This is a genomic window from Arsukibacterium sp. (assembly GCF_033722355.1).
Taxonomy (GTDB): domain Bacteria; phylum Pseudomonadota; class Gammaproteobacteria; order Enterobacterales; family Alteromonadaceae; genus Alishewanella.
This window is the reverse complement of sequence record NZ_JAWVZF010000020.1, coordinates 18,382-29,377: the sequence shown is the minus strand read 5'-3', so window position 1 is coordinate 29,377 and position 10,996 is coordinate 18,382. Positions and strand designations below refer to the sequence as shown.

10 protein-coding genes and 1 pseudogene are annotated in these 10,996 nt (G+C 48.6%); 1 reads left to right on the top strand and 10 read right to left on the bottom strand.

What is annotated here, in order from left to right; translation table 11 throughout:
- The 3 genes and pseudogenes from R3177_RS04065 to R3177_RS04055 all read right to left on the bottom strand — a co-directional run.
- Window positions 1–522: pseudogene (locus R3177_RS04065) on the bottom strand (ATP-binding protein); the annotation flags it as partial.
- 2 nt (window positions 523–524) lie between these two features.
- A complete protein-coding gene (locus R3177_RS04060) occupies window positions 525–1,202 on the bottom strand; it encodes a response regulator transcription factor (protein WP_318969760.1) in 678 nt (225 codons plus the stop codon).
- Entirely contained in the window at window positions 1,202–1,459 is a 258-nt protein-coding gene (locus R3177_RS04055; RefSeq protein ID WP_318969759.1) for a PepSY domain-containing protein, read from the bottom strand. The genes R3177_RS04060 and R3177_RS04055 overlap by 1 nt, the downstream gene beginning before the upstream one ends.
- 325 nt (window positions 1,460–1,784) lie before the next feature.
- On the opposite strand from R3177_RS04055, the gene R3177_RS04050 reads away from it, so the two are divergent.
- Window positions 1,785–2,096 carry a helix-hairpin-helix domain-containing protein gene (locus tag R3177_RS04050; RefSeq protein ID WP_318969758.1) on the top strand — a complete coding sequence of 104 codons (312 nt, stop codon included), beginning with the start codon at window positions 1,785–1,787 and terminating at the stop codon, window positions 2,094–2,096.
- 34 nt (window positions 2,097–2,130) lie between these two features.
- Here the strand turns inward: R3177_RS04050 and R3177_RS04045 are convergent, their stop codons facing one another.
- From R3177_RS04045 to R3177_RS04015, 7 genes are all read right to left on the bottom strand, one after another.
- Window positions 2,131–3,351: an EAL and HDOD domain-containing protein gene (locus R3177_RS04045; RefSeq protein ID WP_318969757.1), complete on the bottom strand. Its 1,221-nt coding sequence runs from the start codon at window positions 3,349–3,351 to the stop codon at window positions 2,131–2,133.
- Between the two features lie 93 nt (window positions 3,352–3,444).
- Window positions 3,445–4,941 carry a sodium/proline symporter PutP gene (gene putP / locus R3177_RS04040; RefSeq protein WP_318969756.1) on the bottom strand — a complete coding sequence of 499 codons (1,497 nt, stop codon included), beginning with the start codon at window positions 4,939–4,941 and terminating at the stop codon, window positions 3,445–3,447.
- Between the two features lie 164 nt (window positions 4,942–5,105).
- Window positions 5,106–6,761, bottom strand: a complete 1,656-nt coding sequence (locus R3177_RS04035; RefSeq protein ID WP_318969755.1) for a BatD family protein — start codon at window positions 6,759–6,761, stop codon at window positions 5,106–5,108.
- Window positions 6,755–8,599, bottom strand: a complete 1,845-nt coding sequence (locus tag R3177_RS04030) for a VWA domain-containing protein (RefSeq protein WP_318969754.1) — start codon at window positions 8,597–8,599, stop codon at window positions 6,755–6,757. The genes R3177_RS04035 and R3177_RS04030 overlap by 7 nt, the downstream gene beginning before the upstream one ends.
- The gene (locus R3177_RS04025; RefSeq protein ID WP_318969753.1) at window positions 8,583–9,569 is read right to left on the bottom strand and encodes a VWA domain-containing protein; all 987 of its coding nucleotides are present in this window, start codon (window positions 9,567–9,569) and stop codon (window positions 8,583–8,585) included. The genes R3177_RS04030 and R3177_RS04025 overlap by 17 nt, the downstream gene beginning before the upstream one ends.
- A complete protein-coding gene (locus R3177_RS04020) occupies window positions 9,562–10,056 on the bottom strand; it encodes a DUF4381 domain-containing protein (protein WP_318969752.1) in 495 nt (164 codons plus the stop codon). Before R3177_RS04020 ends, R3177_RS04025 begins: the two co-directional genes overlap by 8 nt.
- Window positions 10,046–10,993: a DUF58 domain-containing protein gene (locus R3177_RS04015; RefSeq protein ID WP_318969751.1), complete on the bottom strand. Its 948-nt coding sequence runs from the start codon at window positions 10,991–10,993 to the stop codon at window positions 10,046–10,048. The genes R3177_RS04020 and R3177_RS04015 overlap by 11 nt, the downstream gene beginning before the upstream one ends.
- Window positions 10,994–10,996: the final 3 nt, after the last annotated feature.

Sequence of the window (10,996 nt, the reverse complement as noted above, 5' to 3'; positions counted from 1 at the left end):
CATTTCATCGGTTTGAACAATGTGAATTGTCAGAGGATGGGTTTGCTCGCCTGAATCGAACAGCAGCGCTATGCTCAATAACCAGTATTGCTGATTGCTACTGACATAGGGATAAAACCTGTCCTCTCCTGGCACGAGCGTCGTATCGGGCGGGCTGAATGGCTGACTTAATGACGAGTCTGATTGCCAGACAATATTGTCATTACCTGAACTATTCTGACCTGATCTGCTGCGGTTTTGTGGAGCAGCCGGGCTGATGTCATTGCTGGTGATGTAAGCGCTCAACCCGGAATCAGGCCGGAAAAAATCCGGTGACAGTGTTGTATTGCTTAGCTCAACTTTACCGTCCTGAATTTTCAGGTCTGATAAAATGGCATACATATGCACTTCAAGTTTTTGTTCGGCATTGGTCAGAAGCTGAGTAAAAAACGCCTGATCAATTGCAATAAAAGAGCTGGGTAACAGAAGCAGCAATAAAACGATGCTGACCAGCCCCTGGCGCAGCTTGAGCGATAATGTCATAGTTAGCTTATTGTCAGATTAAAGCGATAACCGCGGCCCCGCAATGTCTCTATTGGTTTTAAGTCGCCTTCTGGGTCAAGCTTTTTGCGCAGTCTCAGCACAAACACTTCAATGACATTACTGTCCAGATCAAAATCCTGATCGTAGATATGCTCAGTTAATTCTGTTTTAGAGATAACTTTGCTGGGATTTAACATAAAGTACTCAAGCACTTTATATTCGTATGCCGTCAGGCTAATTTCAGCATCATTAACCCAGACTTGCTGGGTCCTGCTGTTCAAAGACACCGGACCTGCGCTGAGGGTCGGATCAGGTTGGCCGGCAGCACGGCGAATTAATGCATTGCAACGTGCCAACAACTCTTCACCATGAAATGGCTTGGTTAAATAGTCGTCTGCCCCGGCATCAAGTCCCTCTACTTTTTCCTGCCAGCTGCCACGGGCCGTTAAAATAATAACCGGCGTTTTAATTTCTTTCTGTCTGGCTTTACGGATGAGGGTTAAACCGTCCATTTTGGGCAGCCCCAGGTCAATGATGGCCAGATCATAAGGATATTCAGCCAGTTTAAACCAACCATCATCGCCATCCTGAGCGATATCGACACTGAATTGTTGCTGGGTGAGCTGTTGTTTAATTTTTTCGGCTAATAATGATTCATCTTCAACGACGAGTACCCGCATTATTTATCATCCCTTTCAACCCGGCCGGTGCGATTATCGACCCGTACCGTAATAACTCTGCCATCAGCCTGCATTAAACGTATCCGGTAATGCCGGCTCTCTGTCTGAACTTTTAAAATTTTCCCCGGATACCGTTGCTGAGCAAGGGTAGCCGCCTGCTCTTTGCTGATGTCTGGTTGTTTATTACCAAGTGCCATAGCCTCTGATGTCAGGCTTGATACAGACAACATAATAAACAACAGCAGCGAACGAAGCATGTGACTCTCCACATTAGGGGTAAGTGGTATGTTACCTAACTATATAGATGGCAACAATCAATCTGGTAATGCAATTAGCATCCAGACTATGTCATACAGCATTAATTGTCGCTGAATAAGACAATTTACATAAAGGTAATTATAGTTAATAAAGTATTGCAAATGTGAATTATTGGTCTAATTTATAGGTGGTTGGCATTAAAAGTTGCCTCTCTGGGTTGATACGAAGTCACTGTTTATCGGGCCAATCTGAACAGGATGTAGTGATTTGAGTTATGACTGATTATTTTGCAGGGATGCGACCTTAACATTCAAAGGAAAAACTATGAAAAATGTAGCGATAGCGTTGTTATTAACAGGTCTGACTTTAGCGGCTAATCAAACTCTGGCTGCTAAACCCGGGGTGACTGTTGATAAACAAACAGCAACGGCACAGCAGCAACAGAAATTAAACCTGAATAAGGCCAGTGCTGAACAACTGGAGGCTATTCCCGGTATAGGTAAGTCAAAAGCACAAGCCATTATGGCTTACATCCAGCAAAACGGGCCTATTGCAAATCAGCAACAGTTAACCGAAGTTAAAGGTATTGGTGATAAATTGGCGGCAAAAATTGCGCAATATGTCAGTTTTGACTAACAGTGTGCTGACCTTTGACAACTCAGCCTTAAGCTTAATCGCTTAAGGCTTTCATCTGCTCATTGGCCCATTGAACTGCAGTATGGTATGCATCGGGTATTTTATTGGGTGCAATACCAAGCTGATTAATTGCCTGATTAGCCTGTTGCCACTGGGCTGCTTCATAATATTTTATCAGCGTCAGGTATTCTGCGAGTATACCGTTGTTTTCAACCAGAGCATCTTTAATTTCTTTTGCCAATGGCAGCTTTTCCATTACGCTGGCAATAGGTTCATCTAAAATGGCATCCATCAATGACATTAATCCGGTTAAAAAGGCTTTACCGGTATCGACCTTACCGTCAATCGTCGCTAATGCTTCAGCGAACCGGGCGCGGGTCATCGACATGCGCATCAGTTCAGCCGGCTTATCGCTGCTAATTTGTGCGGTAAACAGCAACGACAGGAATTTTTTAAGTTCAAGCTGGCCCAACACTACCAGAGCTTGTTTAATGGTTTCAATCTCAGCCCTGCGTTTAAAAATAGAAGAGTTACTGTAGCGCAATAACTTATATGACAAGTTAACATCGCGCTGAAATATATTTGTTATCTTTACCAGATCCATTTCTGATTTTGATGTTTCGTACAGCAATTCAGCAAGGGTCATCTGAGCGGGTGATAAGGCTTTGGTTTGCATCATTTCTGGCTGGGAGAAAAAGAAACCCTGAAAGTAACTGAAGCCCATATCCATTGCCTGCTGAAACTCTTCATTAGTTTCAACTTTCTCTGCCAGCAGCTTAATATGAGGAAAATCCGCTATTGCCTGCTGGATCAGTTTAATGGTATCGATATCAGTACTGCGAAAATCAATTTTAATAATATCGATAAACGGATAAAAATGCCGCCAGACCGGCTGATGAATATAATCATCCAGTGCTAAAGTGTATCCCGATTCTTTTAAATGCTGGCATTCTGCTAATAGCCGCTTGCCGGGTTGTACCGTTTCCAGAATTTCGACCACTACCTGCTCTTTAGGTAACATGCTTGGATATTTCTTCAGCAGGGTGTCCAGCGTGAAATTGATAAAACCGGGTTTATCACCCAGAAAATCCTCTAAACCGAAACTGAACTGACTGCCTTCAATCATTCTGGAAGTGGCTTCATCGCCATCAATTCCGGGGAACACATTACTCAGGCCGTCCCGAAATAATAATTCATAAGCGTACAGGACTTTATTCCGATCAAGAATAGGTTGGCGGGCAGCATAAAAATACATATTACAGGTATCTCAGGTAAATTATTAACGCTAATCTAGCAAATTTTCCCCACAACGCGATAGCATTTTATTGCGTTGCAGGGAACTGGTCGGTTATCTCTGATCAGTGAGTTGCTGCTGCATCTTAGCAAACATGGCAAGCACGCTGGGGGCGGGCTCCCGACTAAACTTACTGACGACCACGATTGCCACTGTGCTGAGAATAAAGCCCGGCACGATTTCGTAAAGCACACTGCTTAAGCTGGCGCCGTTGATAGTAATCGGGGCATAAATCCAGATTAACACGGTAACTGCGCCGACGATAATGCCACTTAACGCACCGGCAAAGGTCATTCTTTTCCAGTACAGGCTAAGAACAATCAGCGGACCAAAGGCAGCGCCGAAACCGGCCCAGGCATTACTGACCAGTTGCAGCACTGAGCTGTCACGGTCATAAGCAAGAGCAATAGCAACCAGCGCAACAGCCAGTACAGATAACCGGCCAACCAGCACTAACTCACGTTGAGTAGCGTTACGTTTAATAAATGCCTTATAAAAATCTTCGGTTAATGAGCTGGAAGTGACCAGAAGCTGAGAAGAAATCGTACTCATAATGGCCGCTAAAATTGCTGCCAGCAGAAAACCGGCAATAAAGGGATGGAACAGAAATTGGGAAAATACAATAAAAATGGTTTCAGGATCAGTCAGTGTCATCTTGGTTTGTGCAACATAGGCAATACCGACAAACCCGGTCATCAGCGCTCCAACGATGGTGACCAGCATCCAGCTCATGCCAATACGGCGCGCTGTTTTAATATCTTTCACTGAGCGAATCGCCATAAAGCGCACGATGATATGCGGCTGACCAAAGTAGCCGAGCCCCCATGACAGCGCCGACACAATTGCTATCAGCGAAGAGGCACCAACCCAGTTTATCAGCTGTGGATCAATCGTTGCCACCACTTGTTTCACCTCACCAAAACCACCAAGATGATCAAGTGCCACCACGGGTACTAACACCAGTGATATAAACATAATACAGCCCTGGACAAAGTCAGTCATACTAACCGCCATAAAGCCACCAATCAGCGTATAAATTACCACGACCCCCGCGGTAACATACAGACCCAGTTCATAACTTAGGTTAAACGAGCTCTCAAACAGCTTACCGCCGCCAACAACCCCTGAAGAGGTATACAAAGTAAAGAACACCACGATAACCAGCGAAGAGACTACCCGTAATAACCGGGTTTTATCTTCGAAGCGCTTTTCAAAGTAATCAGGGATCGTAATCGCATCGTGAGCTACTTCAGTATAAACCCGTAATCTTGGCGCGACGATAATATAGTTAATATAAGCGCCAATCAGCAAGCCCACTGCTATCCAGGCACTGCTCAGACCGGTCAGGTACATGGCACCAGGCAAGCCCATCAGCATCCAGCCACTCATATCTGAGGCGCCTGCAGACAGCGCAGTTACACCCGGACCTAATTTGCGACCACCTAACATGTAGCCTGAGACACTCTCGTCAGTATTACTGTATGCATATAAACCGATAGCTATCATGGCAACAAAATAGATACCCAAAGCAAAAATAGTTGCAGTTTCCAAAACATAGACTCCTTATTATTTGTTTTTATGCTAACAAGATGAACTCTGGCTTACCAGCGCTTTATGCCTGATTAGAAAACGCCGGCAAATGCCGGCGCTAAAATCTGCTTCATTCTGGCAGCAGCAGGCGAGGGAAGTGATACCTGCGCACTGACAGCCGTTCACTATGGCTGCCGTGGATAAAGCGGTGCCAGCGTCTGGCGGCTTTCCGGCTTATGTTTGTCGTGATGATAGCTTGACCATGCCTGCCATAATGCCTCTCCTTGCCAGTCAGTGCCGGTATCACTGTAAAGGGCGGTATTTAGCCTGGCCAGCTGTTCTGTTAACTCGACGGAGTCAATCTGTCTGCTAAGAGCGGTTAACGAGCCATGGCTCAGAATGTTATGATGCTTTGCCCACAGTAAAAGCTGCTCGCGGGCGGCAATTTTGTTATTGCTTCGACAGGCTGCCTGCAACGCTTTACTGTTAAATGCAGGCCGTTCAGTCACAGACGTTGCTGATGGGCGCTGTTTGAACTGATGATTGCGCCAGAGCAGCAACCCAGCACTCAGTAACCAACAAATTAACAGGACTGAACTGGTGTGGTTCCAGCCCCAGTTTGACACAGGCCGCGGCAGCGGAGAGCTTGCTGTCGCTGGCGTTACCGGCTCACTGACTACTGCCGGCGTGTTATTCTGCTTGGGATTGGGCAGCACCTTAACTTTACGGCCGGGTAAGATGGTCTGATCCAGCTGGTTTGTCTGGCTGTTCCACCAGGAAATTTTTATCTCGGGTAACTCAAATTCCCCTACGTCATTGGCAATAATGGCACTGGTGATCACTTTTTGTGCAACCAGGCGTCCTGCGCGCTCTGCACCGTTAACCTGGGGTTGTTCCTGATAGACCTTGAAGCCATCTGGCAGCGATACGGTAAGTTCCGGCAACTGATTAGCTGCAACATCTACTGCGGATAAGGTAATAATCCTGGTAACGGGCTCGCCCTGCACCAGTTGGGCCTGCTCTGGCTGCCATTCCTCATTCAGGGTCACCAGCGCCGCTACCAGCCAGTCACCTGTATAGCCTGCAGGTTGCGGTTGTACGGTTACCGGCAGTTCTTCGGCCTGCCGGACAATGGTTCTGCTGCGGGCAAAATAGCTCTGACGGGCACTGTCCCTGTCAATAACATCACCGGTAAAGGTAGGCGGCGTTATCAAAAAGTCGCCGCTGCGTTGGGGGGTAATGGCATAACGGCGGGTAATAGAACGGTAACGTTCACCATCAATCAGCTCTGTGCCTTCCTGATCCTGCCCAACCTGCTGAATAAGTGCATCTTCAAGTTGAGGCTCTGTCAGACTGCCACGTTGAATATCACCACTGAAATAGATAGTGACATCGTAGTAAACCATTTGCTGAACCATCAGCTGGTTACTGCTGAGTTTACTTTGCAGAAAAACATCCCGCAGCGTGCCCGAGCTTTGTTGCACCGGGAGCACCTCAATAAGGATAGGTTCGCTGGCGACATTATCTATACTAAAAGCAGGTATGGTAAAGTTACCGCTGGCTTTAGGCAGTAACGTGACCGACCAGGTCGTAGTGTGGCTGACGTCGCCATTAATGACTCTGGTGCTTTGGTTTACCGAAGGCACCATTACCGTAAAGTTATTATCCAGCACCCTGAAATTAATACTGTTTGCAGGCAGTCTGCTATCTGCGGTAACCTCAAGTAGTACACTCTCACCGAGCATAACCGGGTTTTTGTCCAGGCGTGCCTCGAGTTGGCTGACAGCAAATACTGTTGTACTTAGCAGCATTAGTAATAATAACAGGCCCCTTACTACCATTCTTGTTCTGCTCCTTTGGGTAAAGCGTACTGACGGCGTTTCTGATATTCAAGACTCATCCGGTTGCGAAGCAGTAATCCGGGGTCGTCCTGAACCTTGCGCAATAAATTATCCAGTTGCTGTTGCTCTTCCTGATTAGCGTTGGGCCACATTTCCCTCACCGCTTGCTGCATTTCATTGCCGCTTTGATCCTGTTCCTGTTGTTGCTGTTCTGTTGCCGAGGCCTGTTGTTCCTGCGCCGGTTCAGCCAGCTGTTGCTGCTCGGTATTTTGCGCTGCGGGGTCTGCTTTATCATTTTCAGGGGATGAATCAGCCTGGCCCTGATCTTCGCTTTGGTTGTCAGATTCGGCTGAGTTGGCATTATCGTCAGCGGACTGTTGTTCACGCTCTTGCTGAGCGCTATCTTGCTGCTGGCCGTTTTTTTGCTGCTCACCCTGCTGTTGTTGCTGCTCCTGTTGCTGCTGTTTTTGCAGCTGCTTTAACAGTTCCGCATTTTGTTTTGCCTGATGATGTTCAGGATCCAGTGCCAATGCTTGCTGGTAACTGGCCAGTGCTTCTTCATATTTTTGTTGCATCGCCAGACTATTGCCAAGATTGGCATAGGCATCGGCAGTGGGCTGCTGTTTTGCTGATTCTCTGAAGGCTTGCGCTGCGAAGGCATAATCGCCAAGCCGGTAAGCTGCATTACCCTGCCATAAAGGGTCGTCAAATTTTTGCTGTGCTTTTTGATAATCGTGCTGTCGATAGTCTGTGATGGCCTGCTGGGCCGGCGTCTGCCACAGATCACGCCAGATACTCGCCTGCGCCTCTGGCAGGTAGCACAGCGGTAACAACACCAGTACCGGCGCACGTTTGGCCAGGTATAACGCCAGTGGTAATAATAACCAGACCAGATAAACCGCATTATCCTGCCATAAATCAGCGGCAAATTGCTCTGTTTGCTCTGCGTTATGCTCAAACTGACTGTTAATTCTGGCGACCAGATTGTCAATATCACCGCTACTGCTGCCGGCAACAGCAAAACTACCGCGACCTTTGCGGGCCAGCGCTGCTAACTGGGATAACGGCACTTTAGGAATGACCACTGCACCGCGGGCATCCTTTAAAAGCTGGCCATTTTCCAGTTGCACCGGCGCGCCTTGCTCTGAGCCAAAGGCCAGTACTGACAGCCGGTGCGGCCAGTTATCCAGTCGCTGCATAACGGCACTGTAATCTGCCGCGGCAAAACCATCAGTAAATAACACCACATCGCCCTGTTGATGACCCGCCTGGCGAAGTAAATCGTCCGCCTGCTGAAGAGCAGCGGCGATATTCGAACCCTGCACCGGCATCAGTTCAGGTTTTAGCTCGTTGAGCAATAACCGGACATTGTTAAAATCCGGGGTAAGGGGAGAGATAACAAATGCATCCCCGGCAAAGCTAATCAGGGCCAGCTCACCTTCGGCCAGCTCATCGATAAAATCGAGTGCTTTAAAGCGTTGCTGGCTGAACCTGTCAGGTGACATATCGGTGGCCCGCATTGACATTGACATATCGACAATCAGCACTGTGGCTTTGTTCAGGGTGAAGGCCGGCTGTGGTTGTTTCTGCCAGCTTGGACCTGCCAGCGCCAGTACGGTAAGCAGCCAGCAAAGTAACAATAGCGGCAATGCCATTGGTTTGCGCTTTAATAAGACACGACCATTTAGCATCAGCTGTTGCAGGTGCGGGGCAATAATCCGTTGCCAGGCACTGGTTTGTTGCCGGTAATAGAAAAGGAGCAGCCACAACATCAGGGCGGGTAGCAAGGCCAGGAGCCAGCCAGGGCGTAATAAGTGAAAATCAGCCAGCAGGTTCATATAGCCTCCGCCAGTTAATTTGCCGGATAGCCAGTACGAAAGACAACAATAAAGCAATGGCCAGTGGCCAGTGCAGCAAGCTGTATTGCGGACGGTAGGTCAGATTATCGCGGCTGATAGGTTCGAGCTGATCCAGCAAACGGTATATTTGCGCCAGTTCAGCAGGATTACGGGCCCGGAAATAGCGGCCGCCTGTTTCACTGGCAATATGGTTTAATAACTGCTCATCTAAATCCTGCGACGGATTAACTGTACGCTGGCCAAAAATAGTTTGCTGAACCATTTGATCAGCACCGACGCCAACGGTGTATATTTTTATACCGGCGGCTTTGGCCAGCTCCAATGCTTCCAGTGGTTGAATATTACCGGCATTATTAGCCCCGTCACTGAGCAAAATCAGCACTTTGTTACTGGTTTCATATTGATTTAAGCGTTTTACTGCCAGACCGATAGCTTCACCTATTGCGGTTCTCTGACCGACCAGTTTCAACTGACTGTCGTCGAGGAATGATTGTACCGTCGCCAGATCATAGGTCAGGGGGGTTTGCTGATAAGCGGCATCAGCAAACAGGATCAGACCAAGACGATCCCCTTTTCGTTGCTGGATAAAATCACCGACAACCCATTTTACCGCGGCTAACCGGTTCATGCTCTGTCCCTCCAGCACCATGTCATTCATGTCCATCGAGCCGGATAAATCGATAGCCAGCATCAGATCGCGGCCCTGCTGCGGTAAGGTCACGGGCTCACCCAGCCAGCGCGGCTGACACGCTGCCAATACCAGCATCAGCCAGATGACGGCTTTAGGCAGCGTCGCAAACCGACTTTTCCAGGCTGGTCGCTGCTGATTACCGGCTAATCTGGCCAGCGCCGGCAAGGTCAGAGCACTACCTATGTCTTGCTGGCGCTTTTTAAAAAACAGTGGCACCACAATCAGTAAAAGCAGCCAGGGGTAGCTGAATTCAAACATTCGCTGCCTCCTGGGTTAACAACTGCTGCTGCCTGCTCGACAGCATTGCCGGTCTGAGTTGAGCCAGCCAGCGCTGCGCAAATTGGTAAAACTGCTCGTTTTGCTCAGGATCAGATGGCGCCTGATAAAGCAGGGCCTCAAGCGATGGCAGCGGTGCGTCTGGCAGTTGTTGTTGCAAAAACTGCTGCCATTGTAAGGTGCTGGCAGTCAACATCGGATGTGCCGGTGCATAATGCTTAATAACCCGTTTCAGCAACTGGTTAATCTGGTTTGCCGCATCAGCTGGCATTTGCCTGAGTAAGGCGATTGCCTGATGTTTTGCGGCCAGATACTGTTTGCGCCGATATAATAGCCAGCCACCGTAAACCAGTGCGGCTGCGGTTACAGCAAGCAGAATATAAACCCCAGGCGGGATTTGCCAGGACAATTGGTAGGTGGGTTCGGCAATGTCTACCAGTTGCTCCAGTAATTGTTGCTCAGCGGCCATGATGAATTTGCTCCAACTGACTTACTACAGGGGCCCCGGCACTGATATCTAAATACTTACAGCCGAGCTGTTTCAGGGCTTCGATCAGCTTCGCCTGCTGCTGCTGCTGCTGCTTTTGATAGCGCAGGCGTAATCCTGCATCGGCCAGCTCAGCTGTTACAACCTGCTGTTGGTTGCGAACAGCTGCAATGCCTCGGGCTGAAGAGGGCAGCCCCCGCTCTAAGGGGTCACTGATCTGACAGCATGTCACCTCATTGTGCTGGCTAATTGCCCTGATGTGACGGAGTGCCTGTTCATCGACTGTAGCAAAATCAGACAAAATATACACCAGACTGCCCGGGCGGCTTAGCCGGCGCTGCTGGCCCAGCGCATGAGACAGGGTCAAACCGTTCATTTTTGTGGAACTCTGATGACATTGCTGCAATGCCTGCAGATAGCGCAGTACACCATGACTGCGTCCCTGCGGTTTTAATTCACGATGCTGCTGGTTACTGAATACCAGACCACCCAGCTTGTCACCATGCTCTTTGACATGCCAGGCAATCATCGCCGCAAGATGGGCTGCCTGGACTGATTTAAACAATAAATTGCTGCCAAAGCGCATGCTGTCAGTCAAGTCGGTAACGATAAAGACCGGCCGCTCTTTTTCCTCGCGAAATAATTTGGTGTGAACTTTACCGCTGCGTGCCGTAACCCGCCAGTCGATTGTCCGGACATCATCGCCAGGCTGATAATGCCTGACTTCATCAAACTCCATGCCGCGGCCTTTGCTGCGTGCCAGATAGGTACCGGCCAGTTTGCTCTGAATACTCATGGTGGGTTTAAGATTCAGCACCCTGGTATGACGTTGATACCATAACAGTTCTGGCAGTCTGACAGAGCTGCCATCAGCATCTAACTGTTTAAGCCACTGACTGGCTGAAAACGCGCTGCTCATAAG

Excerpts from the sequence above, each read along its gene's own strand:
- R3177_RS04060 (WP_318969760.1), bottom strand. The coding sequence starts at position 1,202 with ATGCGGGTACTCGTCGTTGAAGATGAATCATTATTAGCCGAAAAAATT.
- R3177_RS04055 (WP_318969759.1), bottom strand. The coding sequence starts at position 1,459 with ATGCTTCGTTCGCTGCTGTTGTTTATTATGTTGTCTGTATCAAGCCTG.
- R3177_RS04050 (WP_318969758.1), top strand. The coding sequence starts at position 1,785 with ATGAAAAATGTAGCGATAGCGTTGTTATTAACAGGTCTGACTTTAGCG.
- R3177_RS04045 (WP_318969757.1), bottom strand. The coding sequence starts at position 3,351 with ATGTATTTTTATGCTGCCCGCCAACCTATTCTTGATCGGAATAAAGTC.
- R3177_RS04035 (WP_318969755.1), bottom strand. The coding sequence starts at position 6,761 with ATGGTAGTAAGGGGCCTGTTATTATTACTAATGCTGCTAAGTACAACA.
- R3177_RS04030 (WP_318969754.1), bottom strand. The coding sequence starts at position 8,599 with ATGAACCTGCTGGCTGATTTTCACTTATTACGCCCTGGCTGGCTCCTG.
- R3177_RS04025 (WP_318969753.1), bottom strand. The coding sequence starts at position 9,569 with ATGTTTGAATTCAGCTACCCCTGGCTGCTTTTACTGATTGTGGTGCCA.
- R3177_RS04020 (WP_318969752.1), bottom strand. The coding sequence starts at position 10,056 with ATGGCCGCTGAGCAACAATTACTGGAGCAACTGGTAGACATTGCCGAA.
- R3177_RS04015 (WP_318969751.1), bottom strand. The coding sequence starts at position 10,993 with ATGAGCAGCGCGTTTTCAGCCAGTCAGTGGCTTAAACAGTTAGATGCT.